The organism is Stenotrophomonas sp. CFBP 13725 (assembly GCF_014841935.1).
In the GTDB taxonomy this organism is placed as follows: Bacteria; Pseudomonadota; Gammaproteobacteria; order Xanthomonadales; family Xanthomonadaceae; genus Stenotrophomonas.
In genome coordinates, this window is the sequence record NZ_JACYUV010000003.1 from 18,737 (window position 1) to 38,182 (window position 19,446).

General features: G+C 67.1%; 16 protein-coding genes, 1 tRNA gene and 1 pseudogene. 13 read left to right on the plus strand and 5 right to left on the minus strand.

The annotated features are described in order from the left end of the window. Window positions 1-108: 108 nt before the first annotated feature. The 5 genes from def to IFT65_RS05985 all read left to right on the plus strand — a co-directional run bounded on the left by def (window position 109) and on the right by IFT65_RS05985 (window position 6,158). Window positions 109-621 carry a peptide deformylase gene (def, locus tag IFT65_RS05965; RefSeq protein ID WP_188325131.1) on the plus strand — a complete coding sequence of 171 codons (513 nt, stop codon included), beginning with the start codon at window positions 109-111 and terminating at the stop codon, window positions 619-621. A 138-nt stretch (window positions 622-759) separates the two neighbouring features. Next, the gene (fmt, locus tag IFT65_RS05970) at window positions 760-1,683 is read left to right on the plus strand and encodes a methionyl-tRNA formyltransferase (protein WP_192080759.1); all 924 of its coding nucleotides are present in this window, start codon (window positions 760-762) and stop codon (window positions 1,681-1,683) included. 4 nt (window positions 1,684-1,687) lie between these two features. After that, window positions 1,688-3,019 (plus strand): 16S rRNA (cytosine(967)-C(5))-methyltransferase RsmB, encoded by a 1,332-nt coding sequence (gene rsmB / locus IFT65_RS05975; protein ID WP_192080760.1) that lies wholly within the window; start codon window positions 1,688-1,690, stop codon window positions 3,017-3,019. Window positions 3,020-3,044: 25 nt separating this feature from the next. Next, window positions 3,045-4,766, plus strand: a complete 1,722-nt coding sequence (locus IFT65_RS05980) for a glycosyltransferase family 39 protein (RefSeq protein WP_192080761.1) — start codon at window positions 3,045-3,047, stop codon at window positions 4,764-4,766. Window positions 4,767-4,916: 150 nt separating this feature from the next. Further along, window positions 4,917-6,158, plus strand: a complete 1,242-nt coding sequence (locus tag IFT65_RS05985) for an O-antigen ligase (RefSeq protein WP_249405084.1) — start codon at window positions 4,917-4,919, stop codon at window positions 6,156-6,158. A gap of 384 nt (window positions 6,159-6,542) precedes the next feature. Here the strand turns inward: IFT65_RS05985 and IFT65_RS05990 are convergent, their stop codons facing one another. Then, complete coding sequence (locus IFT65_RS05990) at window positions 6,543-7,349, minus strand: glycosyltransferase family 2 protein (protein WP_192080762.1); 807 nt, start codon at window positions 7,347-7,349, stop codon at window positions 6,543-6,545. Here IFT65_RS05990 and IFT65_RS05995 point away from each other — a divergent pair, their 5' ends adjacent. Then, window positions 7,350-8,402 carry a CDP-glycerol glycerophosphotransferase family protein gene (locus IFT65_RS05995; protein WP_192080763.1) on the plus strand — a complete coding sequence of 351 codons (1,053 nt, stop codon included), beginning with the start codon at window positions 7,350-7,352 and terminating at the stop codon, window positions 8,400-8,402. A 153-nt stretch (window positions 8,403-8,555) separates the two neighbouring features. Here the strand turns inward: IFT65_RS05995 and IFT65_RS06000 are convergent, their stop codons facing one another. From IFT65_RS06000 to IFT65_RS06015, 4 genes are all read right to left on the minus strand, one after another. Beyond that, window positions 8,556-10,100: a PH domain-containing protein gene (locus IFT65_RS06000; RefSeq protein WP_342365867.1), complete on the minus strand. Its 1,545-nt coding sequence runs from the start codon at window positions 10,098-10,100 to the stop codon at window positions 8,556-8,558. Next, window positions 10,097-10,612 (minus strand): PH domain-containing protein, encoded by a 516-nt coding sequence (locus IFT65_RS06005; RefSeq protein ID WP_192080764.1) that lies wholly within the window; start codon window positions 10,610-10,612, stop codon window positions 10,097-10,099. The genes IFT65_RS06000 and IFT65_RS06005 overlap by 4 nt, the downstream gene beginning before the upstream one ends. A 182-nt stretch (window positions 10,613-10,794) precedes the next feature. After that, window positions 10,795-11,943, minus strand: coding sequence for a GTP cyclohydrolase II RibA (gene ribA, locus IFT65_RS06010; protein ID WP_192080765.1), 1,149 nt, complete (start codon window positions 11,941-11,943; stop codon window positions 10,795-10,797). A gap of 34 nt (window positions 11,944-11,977) precedes the next feature. Further along, on the minus strand, window positions 11,978-12,898 hold the full coding sequence (locus IFT65_RS06015) for a lauroyl acyltransferase (RefSeq protein WP_192080766.1): 921 nt from the start codon (window positions 12,896-12,898) through the stop codon (window positions 11,978-11,980). Window positions 12,899-12,959: 61 nt separating this feature from the next. Between IFT65_RS06015 and dtd the strand changes: the two genes are divergently transcribed. The 7 genes and pseudogenes from dtd to IFT65_RS06045 all read left to right on the plus strand — a co-directional run bounded on the left by dtd (window position 12,960) and on the right by IFT65_RS06045 (window position 19,360). Continuing rightward, window positions 12,960-13,400 carry a D-aminoacyl-tRNA deacylase gene (dtd, locus tag IFT65_RS06020; protein ID WP_192080767.1) on the plus strand — a complete coding sequence of 147 codons (441 nt, stop codon included), beginning with the start codon at window positions 12,960-12,962 and terminating at the stop codon, window positions 13,398-13,400. Window positions 13,401-13,491: 91 nt separating this feature from the next. Next, window positions 13,492-15,339 (plus strand): RNA polymerase sigma factor RpoD, encoded by a 1,848-nt coding sequence (gene rpoD, locus IFT65_RS06025; protein ID WP_188325119.1) that lies wholly within the window; start codon window positions 13,492-13,494, stop codon window positions 15,337-15,339. A 558-nt stretch (window positions 15,340-15,897) separates the two neighbouring features. Then, window positions 15,898-17,265 carry a type II toxin-antitoxin system HipA family toxin YjjJ gene (gene yjjJ, locus IFT65_RS06030; RefSeq protein WP_249405070.1) on the plus strand — a complete coding sequence of 456 codons (1,368 nt, stop codon included), beginning with the start codon at window positions 15,898-15,900 and terminating at the stop codon, window positions 17,263-17,265. 121 nt (window positions 17,266-17,386) lie between these two features. Beyond that, window positions 17,387-18,292 carry a TIR domain-containing protein gene (locus IFT65_RS06035; RefSeq protein ID WP_192080769.1) on the plus strand — a complete coding sequence of 302 codons (906 nt, stop codon included), beginning with the start codon at window positions 17,387-17,389 and terminating at the stop codon, window positions 18,290-18,292. A gap of 112 nt (window positions 18,293-18,404) precedes the next feature. After that, window positions 18,405-18,480, plus strand: a tRNA-Ile gene (locus IFT65_RS06040). A 113-nt stretch (window positions 18,481-18,593) separates the two neighbouring features. Continuing rightward, window positions 18,594-18,905: pseudogene (locus IFT65_RS18675) on the plus strand (hypothetical protein); the annotation flags it as partial. Continuing rightward, on the plus strand, window positions 18,845-19,360 hold the full coding sequence (locus tag IFT65_RS06045; protein ID WP_192080770.1) for a hypothetical protein: 516 nt from the start codon (window positions 18,845-18,847) through the stop codon (window positions 19,358-19,360). The pseudogene IFT65_RS18675 and the gene IFT65_RS06045, both read left to right, overlap by 61 nt. Window positions 19,361-19,446: the final 86 nt, after the last annotated feature.

The following is a 19,446-nucleotide window of genomic DNA, read 5'->3' on the forward strand; positions in this document are numbered from 1 at the left end:
CAACAGGTTGCCGCACTATAGTCCAGAAACCGGGGCGCAGGGCAAGCGTTGGCGATAGAATTGCAACGCAGCCCGGCGTTGACCGGCCCCCACCAGACGATTACAGCCATGGCACTGCTTCCCATTCTCGAGTTCCCCGATCCGCGCCTGCGCACCAAGGCCGTGTTGATCGATGCCGCCGAGGTCACCACGCCGGCCTTCCAGACCCTGCTGTCGGACATGTTCGACACCATGTACGACGCCCCGGGCATCGGCCTTGCCGCCAGCCAGGTCGACGTGCACCAGCGCTTCATGGTGATCGACGTCAGCGAGGAGAAGAACCAGCCGATGGTCTTCATCAACCCGGAGATCGTCGCCCACGACGGTGGCCAGGTGTATCAGGAAGGCTGCCTGTCGGTGCCCGGCATCTTTGCCGACGTCACCCGCGCCAACCAGATCACCGTGCGCTTCCTGGATCGCCAGGGCCAGCCGCAGGAGCTGACCACCGAGGGTCTGCTGGCGGTCTGCGTGCAGCACGAAATGGATCACCTGGACGGCAAGCTGTTCATCGACTATCTGTCGCCGCTGAAGCGCGAGATGGTGCGCAAGAAGCTGGCCAAGCAGCGCCGGCACGTCGCCTGACCGTAACAACGGGGCGCCACCCGCGGTGGTGCCCACTGTCCGCCTGCCTGCCAGTGGCGTGCGCGGACGGACCCAGGGGCGCCGCACATCGGCGCCCATTTTCTGCCTGCAGGTTTCCACCTGCATAACGGGGTGACCATGAGGATTGTCTTTGCCGGTACGCCGGAGTTCGCGGTGTCGTCGCTGCGCGCGGCTGCACGCCATCACGAAGTGGTGGCCGTTTACACCCAGCCGGACCGTCCAGCCGGCCGTGGCCGTGGCCTGGCCCCTTCGCCGGTGAAGCTGGAAGCGGTGGCGCGTGGGATTCCGGTGTACCAGCCGGAATCGCTGAAGGACGAGGCGGCCCAGCAGCAGCTGCGTGACCTGCAGCCGGATCTGATGGTGGTGGTGGCTTACGGGCTGATCCTGCCGAAGGCCGTGCTCGCCATCCCGACCCATGGCGGTTGGAACGTGCATGCCTCGCTGCTGCCGCGCTGGCGCGGTGCCGCGCCGATCCAGCGCGCCATCCAGGCCGGCGATGCACAGACCGGCGTCTGCCTGATGCAGATGGAAGCGGGCCTGGATACCGGCCCGGTGTTGTTGCAGCAGGCGCTGCCGATCAGCCCCACCGACACGGGCGGACAGCTGCACGACAAGCTGGCCGCACTGGGCGAGCAGGTGCTGTCCGACGGCCTGGGCCTGCTGCGCGCCGGCCTGATCCCGGTCAAGCAGCCGCAACCGGCCGAAGGCGTGACCTATGCGCACAAGCTGGACAAGGCCGAAGCCCGGCTGGACTGGACGGCCGATGCCGACGCATTGGCGCGCACGGTGCGTGCGTTCAATCCGTGGCCCATCGCCGAAGCGCAGCTGGCGGGTGAGCGCGTGCGCATCCACGGCGCGGTCGCACTGGAGGACAACGGCGGCCATGCCCCGGGTACGGTGATCGCCGCTGCACGCGAGGGCATCGACATCGCGTGCGGCCACGGCGCGCTGCGACTGCGTGTGCTGCAGCGCGAAGGCGGCAAGGCGATCACCGCCGCCGACTACCTCAACGCACGACGCGACCTGCGTGCGGGAGCCTGAGCCGGTGAGCAAGCAAGCTGATCTGTCTGTGTCCAACGCCGCGCCGGGCGCTGCCACGCGCATGCTCGCTGCGCGCGTGCTGGCCCAGGTCTTCACCCGTGGCCGTTCACTGAAGGCCGAGCTCAACTGGGCGCTGCCCAAGCTGGCCGACACGCGCGACCGTGCGCTGCTGGAGGCGCTGTGCTTCGCCGTGCTGCGTCGTCGCAGCACCTACGATGCCGCCTTGGCAAGCTGGATGCAGAAGCCCCTGTCCGCACGCGATGCCGACCTGCGCACCCTGCTGATGGTGGGCTTCGCCCAGCTGGATGTGCTGGAGCTGCCCGCCCACGCGGCGCTGTCGGCCACGGTCGATGCGGCACGTGCACTCGGCCGTGGGCGCCAGGCCGGCCTGGTCAACGCGATCCTGCGCCGTGCGCAGCGCGAAGGCTTTGCACCGCAGCCGCCGCGCGATGCGTTCCCCGCGTGGCTGGCCGACAGCATCGAAGCGGATTGGCCCGGCCAGGCCGATGCCATCTTCGCCGCCAGCCTGCAGCCGGCCCCCTTGTGGCTGCGCGTCAACCGGCAGCAGGGTGACCGTGCGCAGACGCTGGCCGCGCTGGCCGCCGTCGGCATCGAGGCCGAACCCAGTCCTGTCAGCGCCGATGCCGTGCGCCTGGCCGCGTCCACGCCGGTCAACCAGCTGCCCGGCTTTGCCGAAGGCGCACTGTCGGTGCAGGACCTTTCGGCCCAGTGCGCGGCCGATGCGCTGGCCCCGCCTGCCGGCGCCCGGGTGTTGGATGCCTGTGCCGCGCCGGGTGGCAAGTCGGCGCACCTGCTTGAACGCGATCCGTCGCTGCGCCTGTTGGCGCTGGATATCGACGCGCGTCGGCTGGCGCGGGTCAAGGACACATTCACCCGCACCGGCGTCGGCGCCGAAGCACAGGTGCGTGCCGCCGATGCCAGTGATCCGCGTTCGTGGTGGGACGGAACGCCGTTCGACGCGATCCTGTTGGATGCGCCCTGTTCGGCGACCGGCATCATCCGCCGCCAGCCGGATGTGATGTTCCACCGTCGTGCCGAAGACATCGACGTGCTGGTCGGCATCCAGGCCCGCCTGCTTGAAGCGTGCTGGACGATGCTGCGCCCGGGTGGCGTGCTGGTGTATGCCACGTGCTCGATCCTGCGCGCCGAAAACGTGGATCAGGTGCAGGCCTTCCTGAAGTGGCACGCAGATTCCACTGCGGACGCGCTCGATGACGGGTTCGGCATGGACTGCGCAGGGGTTGGTCGCCAGCGGCTGCCGGGTGATGATGGCGGCGACGGCTTTTTCTACGCGCGTCTGCTAAAAAACGCCTGATCCCTTCCTTACCACTGCCGTGCCCATGCTGAAGACACGCGCTTCCCGCGAATCCTGGTTGTTGATCGTCATGGCCCTGCTGGTGCTCGGTGCGGGCCTGGGCCTGCGCGACCCGTGGCCGTCGGACGAACCGCGTTTCGCGCTGGTGGCGCGGCAGATGGTGGAAAGCGGCGACTGGCTGTTCCCGCATCGCGGCCTGGAGCTGTACTCCGACAAGCCGCCGATGCTGATGTGGTGGCAGGCCACGCTGTATTCGCTGATCGGCAACTGGCGCATCGCCTTCCTGCTGCCGTCCCTGCTGGCTGCGCTGGGCACGCTCTGGTGCGTGCATGACCTGGGGCGCCGGCTGTGGACCCGCCGGGTCGGCCTGTATGCCGCGTGGACCCTGCTGTTCGCGTTGCACTTCACTTTCCAGGCGAAGAAGGCACAGATCGATCCGTTGATCGTGTTTTTCATCACCCTGGCCAACTATGGCCTCATCCGGCACCTGTTGCTGGGGCCGGCGTGGCGCTGGTGGTGGCTGGGCTGGTTCGCCGCCGGCCTGGGGGTGATCACCAAGGGCGTGGGCGTGGTCGCGTTGCTGATGATCGTGCCGGCCGCGCTGGCATCGGTGTGGGGCTGGCGTGGCGTGGGCCTGAGCGTGCGCCGCTGGCAGTTCTGGGTGGCACCGCTGGTGTTCCTGCTGGCGATCGCCCTGTGGCTGGTGCCGATGGTGGTCACCGCGCTGTCCACCGGCTCGGCCGAGTACCGCGCCTACATGGACGACATCCTGTTCCGGCAGACGGCCAAGCGGTATTCGCAGTCGTGGGACCACCACCAGCCATGGTGGTACTTCCTCGCCACGATGCCCTCGATGTGGATTCCGGCGTTCCTGGCGGTGCCATGGGCGATCCCGGCCTGGTGGCGGCGCCTGCGTCGGCGCGACCCCCGTTATCTGGTGCTGCTGGGCTGGTGGGCGCTGATCGTGCTGTTCTTCTCCATTCCCGATGGCAAGCGCGATGTCTACATCCTGCCGTCGCTGCCGATGTTCTGCCTGGCCTTGGCACCGCTGGTGCCCGGCCTGCTGCGCAAGCGCAGCGTGCAGTGGATGCTGACCGGCTTCACCGCACTGCTTGCCGTGCTGACGCTGGGCGCGGGCATTGCCATGCTGACGGGCCAGCCGGGCTTTGAAACGAAGCTGATGGGGTCGCGCGGCATCGACAGTTCAGTGACCGCGTCGCTGGCCTGGGCGGCGGTAGCGATGGGCTGCTGGGCACTGGCCAGCCTGCTGGTATGGCAGCGGCCGCGCGCCCACATCGGCGTGGTATCGGCGCTGACGGTGATCTGGGTGCTGTACAGCCTGGTCGGCTACCCACATCTGAACGATTCCAGTTCGGCACGCGGCCTCATGCACCGTGTCGGTGAGCGCATCGGTGTCGACGCCGAGCTGGGCCTGGTGGCATGGAAAGAACAGAACCTGCTGATGGCCGACCGACCCGCCGCGACGTTCGGCTTCCAGAACAAATGGGACCTGCAGTTGCGCGAAGGCGTGGCGTGGCAGGCGCAGGCACCGGCCACGCGCTGGCTGCTGGTGCAGGAAGATGCCCTGCTGGCCTGCGTGGACCGTAGTCGAGCCGAGCTGGCCGGTATCGCCAATCGGCGTCGTTGGTGGCTGGTGCGGGCCGAAGCGGTGACCGCGCCCTGCGAGGCGACCGCCGAGGAGCTGGTGCGCGAGCATGCCATGCAGTCGCGGCAGGCCAACGAGTGAAGGTGACCGCTGACGCCGCCGCGCTGACCGCTGGTACTGCTGGACAGCGCGTGTTGGGCGTTCACTGTGCAGTATCCCTTTCCGTTGCCGACCTGATCCGATGATCCTGCCGTGAGCCTGCCGCCCTACGATTCCTCCACCCCTCGTGCGCTGTTGCCGCAGCCGCTGCGCGCGCGCTTCGCCCAGGGGCTCGGCCACCTGGGGCTGTTGCTGTTGCCGGCGCTGGTGGTCTCCACTCCGGCCAACCTGCTGCCGTTCGGGTTGCTGCTGCTGGTCAGCACAGTGATGGTGCCGGACCTGTTGTGGCGCGCCCGCGCCGATGCGGGGCGCAGCATCCGCGTGCTGGCCTGGCTGATGCTGGCCGTGCTGGCGGCCGGTTTGCTGTCGGTCGTGCTGTTCGAGCATGGATTCCGCGATGTGGACAACCGCTCGCGTTTCTTCGTGATGCCGTGGATCGCGTTGTGGGTGTGCGCGCTGGAACTGCGCCTGCGCTGGCTGTGGCGCGGTGCCGTGGTGGGCCTGCTGCTCGTGTTCGGGCTGTCGCTGCGGCAGGTGTTGGGCGGGGCGCCGCGTGCTGACCTGTTCACCAATGCCATCGTGCTCGCCGACATGGTGGTGATGCTGCTGGTGCTGGCCTTGTTCTGTCGTCCGCACGGCGTGCGGGGCTGGGCGTGGGGCCTGCCGGCGGCGGCGCTGGGCTGCGCCACGCTGGTGCTCACCGGCAGCCGCGGGGCGCTGTTGGCACTGCTCGCCGTGTTCCTGGTGATGGCGCTGACCCTGCGCTGGGGATCGCTGCAGCGGCGCCTGCTGATCCTGGCGGCGCTGCTGGGCCTGTCGGTCGTGGCAGTGGTGAGTGTGCCGGAGCTGCGCCACCAGGTGCGCCTGACCGAGCTGCACAGTGATGTGCAGCGGCTGGAACGCGGTGATGCGGATTCCTCCGCAGGGGCGCGCGTGGAGCGGTTGCAGGTGGCGTGGGACACGTTCCTGGACCACCCGCTGACCGGCGTCGGCGTTGGCCATTTCGACAACGCGATGCAGCGCCTGCCGGTGTGCCGTGACGATCCGCTCGAGCCGCGCTGCCACCTTGGGCACGCGCACAACGATCTGGCCGAGTGGGGCGCAACCCAGGGTGTCCTGGGCGCACTGCTGTTGCTGGCGGTCTACGGCGTGCCGCTGTGGCTGTTCCTGTGGCTGCATCGGCACAGCGGGCGGGCGACCTTCCGCGGTCCGGCGGCCGCAGGCGTGATGATCGTGGTCTGCTACGTGTTGTGCGGCCTGACCCAGTCGATGTTCGCGCACCAGATCACCGCCAGCTTCTATGCGTCCATCGTCGGCGTGCTGGCCGGTCTGTCCCGCGTGGAAGGCCTGCGTCACCAACGCAACCGGGCGTAACAGCGTCTCAACGGATCCGGTTTGCGATACCGTCGAGGTGGAAGGCAGCGCATAGTCCGGCCAAGCCCCAGCCGAACCACTGACATAACGCTGCAGGGCGATCTGTCGTGAGCGGGCGTAGTGGAACTGCTTGATGAGGGTCGTGCGCACGCTGGGCGCGGACCAGGCGCCACCAGGATGCAAGGCACGTGCGGCCGGTTGCAGCAGGCAGCGCCACCCCGCTTCCTGCATGCGCAAGCACAGGTCATCGTCTTCGTAGTACAGGAAGAACGCAGGATCGAACCCGCCGACCGCGGCGAACGCCCGCGCATGAGGCACGTGGTCGCGCAACTGGTGCAACGTGTCGTCGCGGCTGCCGTTGTCTCTGCGACTCCGCCGCACCGGTTACGGTGTCGGCGGGTCGGCCACCGGCTGGCCGTGCTGCAGCATCCACAGCATGATGGTCTTCTGCCGCACGTAGTTGGCGCGCACGTAGGCGTATACCAGCCCGTGCCAGCCATCGCGGAAGCCCCCTCGGAACACAAAACCACGCCAGAAACGCCAAGCGGGTGCGAGCACCAGCTTGGACAGGGTGGCCCGTTTGCCGCGCGCGAACTCATGCTCGGCCATCATCCGCGCGTACTTTTCTGTTTTCGCCAGTTGCTGCTGCAGGGAGCGATAGGGGTAGTGGATGAGGTCGCCACACAGGGTGCCGACGCGGCCGTCCACGCTGGCGGCTTCGTGGATCTCGCGCTTGCCGCGCCAGCCGCCATGGCGACGGTCGAACAGTCGCAACACGCGGTCGGGGTAGGCATTGCCATGCCGCAGGAAGCGGCCGAAGTACTCCGACAGGCGGGCGAAGCGGTAACCGTGGTGCTCCGCGAACCCGCCGTCGCGGGCCTGCTCGATGGCCGCGCGCAAGGCATCGCTGACCCGCTCGTCGGCATCCAGGCACAGCACCCAGTCATGGCGTGCCTGCTCTACGGCGAAGGCCTTCTGGCTACGGAAACCCTGGAACGGGCGCTGCAGCACGCGGGCCCCGGCCGCCTCGGCAAGGGCCACCGTGTTGTCGGTGGACTGGGAGTCGACCACCACCACCTCATCGCAGAATGCCAGCGAGGCCAGGCAGTCGCCGATGCGTCCTGCCTCGTTGAACGCGATAATGCAGGCCGAAATGCGAGGCCGTTCGTTGTGGGCGGTCGTGGAGGACATATGGCCGGGTACCTGTTGTTTGCGACGGAGCGTTACGCGCTGCCTATTCTCGCCCCGTTGGCCGAGGCCTTGCACGCATCCGGGCATGAGGTTGCCGCCTGGTTCGAAGATGGCGCCGCCGGCAGCCGGCTGCCCGGGGTGGCCAGCGTCGGCCTGCGCGAGGCCTTGGCGATGCGCCCGCAGGCCGTGTTCAGTGCCGCCAACTGGGTGCCGACCTTCCTGTCCGGTGCCAAGGTGCAGCTGTTCCATGGCTTCAACGTGCAGAAGCGGGACAGTGCACGGGGACACTTCCGGGTGCGCGGCATGTTCGATCTGTACTGCACACAGGGCCCGGCGACCACCGCGCCATTCCAGGCGATGGCCGCGGAGCAGGGTCATTTCGCCGTGGTGGAAACCGGCTGGCCGAAGCTGGACCCCCTGTTCCGCGATGACGCTGGAGCCAGTGCCGCACTGCGCGCTCCGGCGGCCGGGCGACCGGTGGTGCTGTTCGGCTCCACCTTCACCGAGCGCCTGAGCGCAGCCCCGCATCTGTACCCGCAGATCGCCGCCGACATCGCGGCGGGCCAGCGCTACTGGCTGCTGACCCTGCATCCCAAGTGCGCCCCGGAGCTGTTCGCGCAGTACCGCGCGCTGGCCGGAGCGAATGCCTGCTTCGTCGAGCCGGAGCAGGTAATGGCGGCGCAGCGTGCAGCCGACGTGCTGGTGTCTGATACCTCGTCGATCGTTTCGGAGTTCATCGTCCAGCACAAGCCGGTGGTGACCTTCCGCAACCGCGTGCCGCAGCCGCACATGATCGACTTCGATGAGCCGGCGCAGTTGCCGGCCATGCTGGAGCAGGCCCTGCACCCCACGGCCGCGTTGCAGGCCGAGATCACGCGGTATGCCGATGCGATCCACCCGTGGCGGGACGGACGATCCAGCGAGCGGGTGATCGCAGCCACCGACGCGTTCGTGTCCGGCGCGTTGGGGACGCTGGCACGCAAGCCGCTGGGCAGCTGGCTGCGCAATCTGCAGATCCGCAAGGACCTGGGCTATTGGGGCCCGAAAGGCTGACGCCCAAGGCAGGGTAGAGCCGACTTCAGTCGGCTGCTCCGCACCCCGCGCGATCCCTGCAGTCCGCCGAGCACGGCTCGGCGCTACGGCGATCATCCCGGTAGCGCCGACCCATGGTCGGCGAGCGCAGCGGCCGGCGCGTTACCCGTTCCCTTACCAACGCAACTGCCTCCGCGCCAGCGCGCGGCCCAACTGCTCCAATACTTCGGCGGCCTGCGCCTGCGGCAGGTAGCGCAGGCACAGCGCCACATCACCGCGCGCACCCGCGGTATCCAGCCACACGCTGCTGGTCCCCAGCAGGCGATCCAACGGCGAGCGTGACAACCGCAGCGCCTGCAACTTGTCCAGTTCCGCCCAGCGCCACCAGCGCCGCCACCAGCCGCCGCGCAGCGCGACGTAGCGATCATCCAGATGCCAGCCGATGCGCGCCATCTGCAAGCGCGCTGTCCACAGCGCAACCGGCAACCAGGCCAACACCAGCAGGCCCATCCCGCCCCAGCGCCATGTCAGGCCCGCCGCCAGCAGCGGGGCCAGCCACAGGCTGGTCACGCACAGCCGCCAGCTGCCGCGCAGCGCCACCGGATGCCAGAGCGCTGGTGGCCACTGCACGGTGGGCAGCAGGTGCTGCACCAAAGCGTCGCAGTCAGCCGGTGCGGCCAACGGAGCCAGCTCGCGCAGCCCGCGCTGCTGTTGCTCATCGTTGCCCTGGCTGGCTGCGCTATCGACGCTGAGCTGGCGCCGCCCGGCCCAACGCTGCAGCGTGGTCTCGCTCAGCGTCCAGGCTTGTATGCGGCGAAGCGCCACGCTGCTGCGCACCTTGCTCAGCAGGCCGGTACTCACCGTCAGCCGTCGTTGTTGTTCGCTCAACTCGAAGCCGTAATAGCGCAGCAGCGCCAACAGTACCGAGAGCACGCGCAGTGCTACCCAGCCGGCGAGGAGCAGCGCCGCCGCAATGACCAGCATGCCGGTGATGCCGGGCTGCAGACCGTTGGCGTAGCCGAAGGCCTCGCGCCCGCCGTACTCCACGAACGTATCCATGCGGTCGCGCGGTACCACCTGCACCAGCGCGCCGAGCGCGGCGGCCACCATCACCCAGCCACGGTTGGACAGCATGCCCAGCTTGATGACTTCGATGCTGCTCATGCGCAGCAGCACGTGGCGCGTGTCGGTTTCCGGCAACGGCGGGGGCGTGCCCGGATCGCCGTCCGGTGCGGGGTTCGCCATCACCGGGCCGCGATGGCGCACGCGCTGTTCCAGCGCCAAGGCCTCGTCCATCCGCAGCACCCGCATTTCCGCTTCCGGACGATTGCCGCCGGCGGACTCCAGCCGCAGCTCGGCCACGCCGAACAGCCGGTGCAACGGGTTCTGGTGCACGACCACGTTGTGGATGCGCGCGAACGGAATTTCGCGCCGGTTGCGCGCGAACACGCCGCTGCGGATCGTGATGCCGTCCTCGCCGATGCGGTAGCGGTAGCTCAGGTACTGCAGCACCGACGCCAGCACCAGGCAGGCGATGACAATCAGCGGGATCAGTTGCGCCCATAACGGATCGCGGTCACCGCGCTGGCCGAACACCAGCAGTGCCGCCAGCGGCAGCAGGTACTGCCGGAGCTGCATGATCAGGACGAACAACCAGGACCACGGATGCAGGCGGCGCTCGGTATCGGTGGTGGGAATCGGCGGTGGCACGCTGCTCACAGGGCGTCGGCGTCCTGGTCGAGCTGGCGGGCAAGCGTATCGCGCAGCCGCTCGGCGTCATCCTCGTCCAATCCATCCAGCACCACCGCGCTGAAGCGGCTGCCTGCGGTATGCACCACCAGGGTCGCCAGCCGCGCGCGTCGCTGCAGGGGGCCGCGGCGCACGTCGAGGTGCTGCACGCGTGATGTCGGCACGCGGGTGTCGCGCTGCCACCACAGATCGCGGCGCAGGCCCAGCCCGCTGTCATCCAGCCGCCACCAGGTGCGCCGCACGCGGCGCCAGCTGATGCGCGCGCCGATCAGCGCGCCGACCAGCAGCCACGCTGCAGCGGCGGGCACGCCGCCAGGCAGGTCCAGCAGCCACCACGCAGCAGCGAAAGGCAGTCCGGGGAAAAGGGCGCCCGCAGGCAGGCCGCCCAGTGCTGCGAGCCGCGCGGCGCGCACCGGCAACAGCTGCCAGCCGTCCGGCGTGGCGTCAGGGGAGGGCGATGAGGTCATGGGGGTGTCAGGCATGTGCAGAAGGTAGCAGGTGGCTTGTGTAGCGCAGAAGCTTGCCCGGTGGGGTCGATCCGCGAAGGGCCCGCTGCGCTCGCCGAGCGTGGCTCGGCGCTACGGATGGACGGAGGGCGCGTCGGTTGTCGGGGGAGCCCGCTGCGCTCGCCGAGCGTGGCTCGGCGCTACCGGTGGTCCGCTGGTTACTGTGCGGCCTGGATCAGTGCGTCCACGTCCAGCAGGTGGCCGGCACGTTCGGCCTTGGTGCGCAGGTACTGTTCGTTCTCCACGGTGATGTCGCCGGTCACCGGGATGCAGTCGACCACATCCATTCCCGCGTTGCGCAGGCGCTGGACCTTGGTCGGGTTGTTGCTCAGCAGGGCGATGCGGGCGATGCCCAGCCCTTTCAGCATCGCCACCGCGCTGCCGTAGCGGCGCTCGTCCGCGCCGAAGCCCAACTGTGCATCGGCGTCGATGGTGTCCAGCCCATCGTGCTGGTAGCCATACGCGCGCATCTTCGCGGCGATGCCGGTGCCGCGGCCTTCCTGGTCCAGGTACAACAGCACCCCGCCACCGAGCTCTTTCAACTTGCGCAGACCACGGCGCAGCTGGTCGCCGCAATCACACTTCAACGAACCGAACAGATCGCCGGTCAGGCACGAAGAGTGCACCCGCACCGGGACCACCGCTGCAAGGTCGGGCTCGCCCACGATGATCGCCACCTGATCGCGCTGGGCCACCCCGCCGCGGAACACCGCGAAGGTGGTCATCCCCACCTCGCGCAGCGGTACCGGCGAGCGTGCCACCAGCTCGTAATCGTGGGCGGCATGGGCGGCGCCTTCGGCCAGGTCGCACAGGGCGACCTGCGCGGCGCCGTCGAAACGTGCATCGTCGCTGGCCAAGGGCAGGCCGACCATCGCAGGCAGCAACAGGCCCAGGCGGGCCAGCTCCACGGCGCCGGCATCGAGTGCATCGCCGGGGTTCCACTGCGGCGGCAATGGGCCGGGCTCACGCAGGTAGCCCAGCTGCGGCAGGGCATCGAAGGGGATGCCCGCCAACGGAATGCGGACGCCCTGGGCAGCTTCGATGCCCTCCACCCCCAGCACGCGGGCACGGGTTTCAGTCAGGAACAGGTAATGGCGGTCGTCGGCCAGAACGGCGAAGGTCTCGAAACTACGCGCGGTTGCACTGTCCAGCGCAATCACGGCCATGCGCTGGCCGGTGTCATCGGTGATCACGACCGGCCGCCCGGAACGCAGTTCGGCCACCGCGCGCTCGCAGCGGATGGCCGCCGGATCACCGAACAGGGAGGAGGCAGCAACAGGCATGGCAGGACCGGGCAGGGGAGACATCGTGGTCAATCACATGGGGTTGAGTGCGACGGAATCAATGCGGATGGGTCGCGGTGGCGTACGGGTCGGCCTCGCCGCTGCCATCCGGACGCAGGGTGAAACGCTTGTAGGTCCACTGGTACTGCGCCGGGTCACGGCGCGCGATGCGCTCGATGCCGGCGTTCAATGCGGTGCCGGCGACCAGTGGATCCGGGTCGGCCAGGGCGGGCGCGGACGCTTCGATGTGCAGGGCGAACTGCATGCCCGGCCCGGTGCGCTCGCACCAGCCGTACAGCACGGTCGCACCGGTGCGCGCGGCCAGCCGGTTGACCAGGGTCATGGTCAGCGCCTGCATGCCGAAGAACGGCACGAACACCCCGTCGCCGGCCTTGGGCTGCTGGTCGGGCAGGATGCCGGTCGCACCGCCGTCCTTGAGCACTTTCAGCAACTGGCGCACTGCGGTGCCTTCGGCGCGCACCTGCTGCACGTTGTCACCGCCACGCACCAGTTGAAGGAACGCGTCGCCGGCGGCATCTTCCGGCGGCTTGTAGACGATCGCGATCTGGCCGCGGGACGCCAGCCACTGGTTCAACAGCTCCCAGTTGCCGAAATGCGGGGCCGCCACGATCACCCCTTTTCCCGAGGCCAGCGCGGCGTCGTACAACGCCTCGCCATGGCGCTCGCGCAGATGGTCGCGCAGGTTGTGGGCCGCCGGGCGGGTCCACAGGCGCAGCGTCTCCAGCGCCTGCAGGGCAGTGGAGCGCAGCACGTCACGTTGCAGGCGCGCGCTCTCGGCGCTGTCCAGCGCGGGATAGGCGAGCTCCAGGTTGCGCCGGGTAACCCGGCTTTCGCGGGCATTGAAGGTCATCCACAGCCACGCCAGGCCGTTGGCGAGGGCGCGCAACACGGGCCAGGGCAGGCGGGTGAGCAGGGTGGCGGCACGGTAGGCCAGCCGGGCTTTGCGGTGCGGGTTCATCCCGGCAAGTCTAGCGTGGCCGCTGCTAAGGTGGCCCGTTGCTCCCCTGATCGAGGTCCCCATGCTTGTCCTTATCCAGCGCGTCAGCCAGGCAGCCGTGCACGTCGATGGCCAGCCCATCGGGCAGATCGGTGCCGGTTTGCTGGCCTTGGTGGGCATGGAGCCGGGCGATACCGACGCGCAGTTGCAGCGGATGGCCGATCGGCTGCTGGGTTACCGTGTGTTCGCCGATGACGACGGAAAAATGAACCGCTCGCTGCGCGACACCGGCGGCGGCCTGTTGCTGGTCAGCCAGTTCACCCTCGCTGCCGACACGCGATCAGGCATGCGGCCGAGCTTCACCAGCGCCGCCCCACCGGCCGAGGCTGAACGCGGGTTCAATCGATTTGTCGAGATCTGTCGTGAAAAGCATGCAACAGGGGTGGAAACGGGGCGCTTTGGTGCCCATATGGTCGTCAGCCTGGTCAACGACGGTCCCGTGACCTTCCTGCTCAGGCCCTGACCCCCCGGGACCACCGCCCGGGCAGGCCGGGCGAGGGGCTGGTATAATGCTACGTTCCCTTTTCCTACTCCAGCCGGTGGCGCGAGCATCCATGGCCAACGAACGTCCTGCCCAATCCGAAATCAAGCAACTGATCAGCAAGGGCCTGGAACAGGGCTACCTGACCTATGCCGAAGTCAACGATCACCTGCCCGACGACATGGTCGATCCGGAGCAGATCGAAGACATCATCGGCATGATCAACGGCATGGGCATTGATGTCCATGAAGTGGCCCCTGATGCGGAAACCCTGCTGCTCAATGACGGCAACACCGGCAATCGCGAGGTGGATGACACCGCCGCTGAAGAAGCCGCTGCCGCACTGACCGCACTCGACACCGAAGGTGGCCGCACCACCGACCCGGTGCGCATGTACATGCGCGAAATGGGTACGGTTGAACTGCTGACCCGCGAAGGCGAAATCGCCATCGCCAAGCGCATCGAAGAAGGCCTCGGCCAGGTACAGGCCGCACTCGGTCTGTTCCCGGTGTCGGTCGAATCGCTGCTGTCCGATTACGAGGCCCACAAGGAAGGCAAGAAGCGCCTGGCCGAAGTGATTGTCGGGTTCAACGACCTGTCCGACGAAGTCCCGGCGCCGGCGGTGGTGGAAGACACCAGCGACGACGATGACGACGCCGATGAGGACGAAGAAGACGACGCCGACGACGCCGAGGAAGAAGCCGGCCCGACCGGTCCGGACCCGGAAGAAGTCGCCGCGCGCATGCAGGCGCTGGCTGATGCCTTCAACGCCTTCAAGAAAGCCGCCGCCAAGGGCGAAGGCAAGCACCTGCTGAAGCTCCGCGAGGAGATGTCGGCGGTGTTCGTCACCCTGAAGCTGCCGCTGCCGCTGACCGACGTGCTGACCCGCCAGCTGCGCGACACGATGGCCGGCATCAAGTCGCATGAGCGTCGCGTGCTGAATCTGGCTACGGTCACTGCCCGCATGCCGCGCAAGGATTTCATCCGCTCGTGGGAAGGCAACCAGACCAACCTGGAGTGGGTGGAAGACGCACTGAAGCGCAAGCAGAAGTGGTCCTCGGCCTTGCGTGACGTCAAGGACCAGATCATCTCCGAGCAGCAGGCTACGATCGATATCGAGAAGAGCACGCTGCTGAGCCTGGATGACCTGAAGGAAATCAGCCGCGCGATGGCCTACGGCGAAGCCCGGGCCCGCAAGGCGAAGAAGGAAATGGTCGAGGCCAACCTGCGCCTGGTCATCTCCATCGCCAAGAAGTACACCAACCGCGGTCTGCAGTTCCTCGATCTGATCCAGGAAGGCAACATCGGCCTGATGAAGGCCGTGGACAAGTTCGAATACCGTCGCGGTTACAAGTTCTCCACGTATGCGACCTGGTGGATCCGCCAGGCCATCACGCGTTCGATCGCCGACCAGGCACGCACCATCCGTATCCCGGTGCACATGATCGAAACGATCAACAAGTTGAACCGCATTTCCCGTCAGATGCTCCAGCAGTACGGCCGCGAGGCAACGCCGGAGGAGCTGGCGAAGGAAATGGACATGCCGGAAGACAAGATCCGCAAGGTGATGAAAATCGCCAAGGAGCCGATCTCGATGGAAACCCCGATCGGCGACGACGAGGATTCGCATCTGGGCGACTTCATCGAGGACACCAACGTGGAGTCCCCGATCGAGAACACCACCAACATCAACTTGTCGGAAACCGTGCGTGACGTGCTGGCTGGCCTCACCCCGAGGGAAGCCAAGGTGCTGCGCATGCGCTTCGGCATCGACATGAACACCGATCACACGCTGGAAGAAGTCGGCAAGCAGTTCGACGTCACCCGCGAGCGCATCCGCCAGATCGAAGCGAAGGCGCTGCGCAAGCTGCGTCATCCGAGCCGGTCCGAGCAGCTGCGCAGCTTCCTCGATATCGACTGATTCCGGTCGGTTCCTCGAGGATCTGAAAAACCCCGCCTCGGCGGGGTTTTTCTTTGCGCGGAATATGGATCTGCCGGCTGCGTCTGGTACGTCTGCGCTTGATGCCCCTCCGCTTGGTGCACCTGCGCTTGGTAGTGCGGACTTCAGTCCGCACCGCCCTCCGGGGCAGCCAATTCTGGTAGTGCGGACTTCAGTCCGCACCGCCCTCCGGGGCAGCCAACTCTGGTAGTGCGGACTTCAGTCCGCACCGCCCTCCGGGGCAGCCAACTCTGGTAGTGCGGACTTCAGTCCGCACCGCCCTCCGGGGCAGCCGACTAAAGTCGGCTCTACCGCCCCGTGCCCGTCCCGTGCCCGTGCCAGTGCCAGTGCCAGTGCCGCGCCCCGTGGCAGTGGCAGTGGCAGCGCCCATAGCCACAATTACGTAACATTATTCGTAACCAAATTCCGAAAATGCCATGCGCCGCAATAGGCTGTCCCCACCAAGCAAAAATATTACGTAACAAATCATGTAACACTGCGCGCATGCCCAAGCCTACACCCCCGACCATTCAGACCCTCTTGGCCCAGCTACCACCCGGTGATCCCATCGCAGCCGGCGCCTTGGCTGAGCGCTTGGGTGTGAACCGGATGGCGCTGAGCCGCTTGGTCGCCAAGGCCGGTGACCAGGTTGTCCGTATCGGCCAGACCCGGAGTACGGCGTACGCGGCACGCCAGGTGACACCCGCTGGCAGCCAGTGGCCGCTTTATCGGCTTCGCGCCGATGCAACGCTTGAAGCGCTGGGAGAACTGCACGCGCTGACAGGCGATACCTTCCATTTCCAAGCCAATGCGGTGCGGCCCAACCTCACCCGCTCGCCGGACGGCGACGTGCCTGCGTTTTTTCCCGGTCTGCCGTGGTACCTCGACGAACTGCGGCCGCAGGGCTTTCTCGGGCGCACGTTCGCACACCGCGCGGCGCGCTCGCTTGGCCTGCCGAACGACCTCAACCGCTGGCAGCTGAGCGATACCTTGCTGGCCTTGGTCAATGCGGGGGGCACCCAGTCGGGCGATCTGCTGCTCGGTGGAACGGCCGCGCAGCAGGCCCTTCAGGTCCTTGAGTCGCCACCTGACAGAATGGCGGTGAGTGAGCGCATCCGGGAGTACCCACGCCGCGCACTGGCTGCGCTGGAAGGCGAGGAAGTCGGGTCGTCTCCGGGCGGTGAGCAACCCAAGTTCACCGCAACGCTGGAGCAGGACGGCATGCGTCGCGCCGTGTTGGTGAAATTTGCCCAGCAGGGGGCCGGGGATGCAGCCGAGCGCTGGGCAGATCTGCTGGTCTGTGAGCATCTGGCGTTGGATACGCTACGCGCGGCGGGGGTGGCTGCATCGGCCACTTCGCTACTGACCACAGACACGCACACCTTCCTGGAAGTCGAGCGCTTCGACCGCACGCCCGACCTGCTCGGGCGACACGGATTCGTGTCGTTGTCCGCGCTGTCTTCGGCGTTTACGGGTGAGGCATCACAAGAGTGGACGGGTGCTGCCGGCCTGCTGCAGGCCCAAGGCTGGCTGACGACCGACACCGTGGCGGACATTGGACGCCTGCAGGCATTCGGCCGCCTCATCGGCAACACCGACATGCATCAAAGAAACCTGGGTTTCCATCTGGTCGATAGCGGCCCGCTGTTGCTGGCGCCAGCGTACGACATGCTGCCGATGTCGTTGGCGCCGCCGCGTACCGGCATCCTGCGTCCAGCGTCCGGGCTGCAACCGCCCGCGCCCACCACCAGCCGCGATCTGGTGCACTTGCAGTGGGCGGCACCGCTGGCAGGACAGTTCTGGGAGCGCGTGGCAGCATCCAACTTGATACGCTCATCCACGGTGCACGACCTGGCGGCGGAAAACGCCCGCCGGGTGGGCGTCTTGGGAAGGCAATTCGGAGGCTGAGCGCGTTCATCCTGTTCAGCAAGTGCCTATTAATTTGCCAAAAATGCGTGCTCCGCGTCACACATTTGGGGGTAATCTGCGCGTGACATCCATATCGGATGCAGTCCACAGGGGGACGTCAATGTTGGCTCGATTCACCGGCGACGAAGGTCGCCGCAACCTGCTGTATGCGCTGTCCGAACAGAAACTCGTTCGGGGTGACAGTGCACTTGCTGAAGCATTGGCCAGCAGTGTGACCTTGTTGGAGGCACAGGTCGGTGCCGCCGTCATCCATCAGGGTGGAGTGGACAATGACGTCTACCTCATCGTTACCGGTTCGTTCGATGTCTTCGTCAACGGCAAGCGCGTAGCGCACCGCAAAGCGGGCGAGCATGTGGGCGAAATGGCCGCCGTGCAGCCGACGCAGATCCGCTCGGCCACCGTGGTCGCGGCCGAACCCAGTGTGGTCGCGCGTCTCAGTGCGGCCCGTCTGGACGACCTGGCGCAGCAGTTTCCGCTGATCCATCGTCATGTCGCGCAGGAGCTCGCGCGCCGGCTGTTCCAACGCAATGACTACGTGGGCAGCGCACGCGAACGCACGAAGGTGCTCGTGCTTGCCTCGGCGCAGTCGACCGATGCCGCACAGGTGCTGCAGGAAACATTGGCCAGTGAAGGCTTCACCGTGCGCCTGTGGCAGGACGGTCTGGCGCGCAGTGGTGGGCTGGCGGTGCAGCGGCTGCAGGAAACCGCCGCCGGCGTGGACTTCGCGGTCGTGCTTGCGGGAACCGAGGATGCGCGCACCGCCGGTGATGCGGCATGGCCCGCATCGCGCGATGACGTGCTGCTGGAAGTGGGCGTGCTGCTGGGTGTGCTCGGCGGTGACCGGGTGGTGCTGCTGGAGAGCCACGGCGGTACGGCTGAGCTGGCGGGGGTGGTCAACCTGCGTTGGCAGCCCGATGCCAGCCGTGATCTGGAGACGGTGCTGACGCCAGCGTGCACGCGTCTGCGGCGTTACTTCGAGTCGCAAGGGCCGTACGCGGTCGCGTGATGTGCTGCTGCGCGTGTCGGCCTTGGTGGTCGGCACGCGTGGGCACGCGGCCTTTGACGCACAAGTGTCTGGAGCCCAGTGGCGGGCTTGCATTACACTGACGCCCGCAAGCGGGCCTATAGCTCAACGGTTAGAGCAGAGGACTCATAATCCTTTGGTTCCAGGTTCGAATCCTGGTGGGCCCACCACATTGATGTCTACAGGCGCCCAGCGAAGTCCACTTGCATCCACAAAAAAAGTCAGGCTGTGAGTCGAGGGCTGGCGCTCGCCTCCCTGACTTACAAATCGCCGACTCGAGCTGAAGCCAATAAGCGAGAGCACGCTCAATGCCGCACTCAGGAACTTGGGGTTCGACGGCTCAACGATCGTCGGGCACGGCTTCCGCGCCATGGCGCGCACTTTGCTGGACGAGGTGTTGGGCTACCGTCCCGACTACATCGAGCATCAGCTCGTACACGCCGTAAGGGATCCATTGGTCCGTGCTTACAACCGCGCGACGCACCTGCCGGAGCGCAGCAAGATGATGCAGGCAAGCGCGGATTGGACGGCTGGATGGCGGAGGCCATCGACAGCTCACTGGCTACGGGTGATGCCACGACGCGGCACATGCTGAAGAAGGCCCGCGGTCCGCGCTCTGAGTACGGGCGCCGCTTTGAGGGTGGTGCTGACTCCGACAAGTTAATCTCCGACCTGCTGGATGGTTCACGGACCACGGAAGCGCTGGTGAACATCGCTATGGAGGCTGGACAGGTCAGTAAGACCGGCGGCGTCCGTTTCATCAACCGGCTGCGGCTGGCGGCGAACGAGGATCCGGAGGTGATCGGCGGGTTTAGGGCGGCTCACTTCGCCCGGATGACTCGGGGTGCGGATGGCAGCACTCTTTCGCCTGCCCAGATCGTGCGGAGCTTCAAATCCACTGAGTACAGCAATGAGAGCGTGATCCGGGCCCTGTACACCCCGGGGCAGTGGAACGGGGTCCGGAGGTTCTCCGGCATCTTGGAGCCGATGGTGGCCAAGGGCGAATTTGCCCGGTCGTCAGGCAGCGGTGAGCGGGTGATCCGGGGCTAAATGAACCAGTTCGTTACCACGGTCCCGTTTGTTGGCGGTATGGCCCAGAGCTATAGGGCGGCCCGAGACGCCATCCAGTCGGGCAG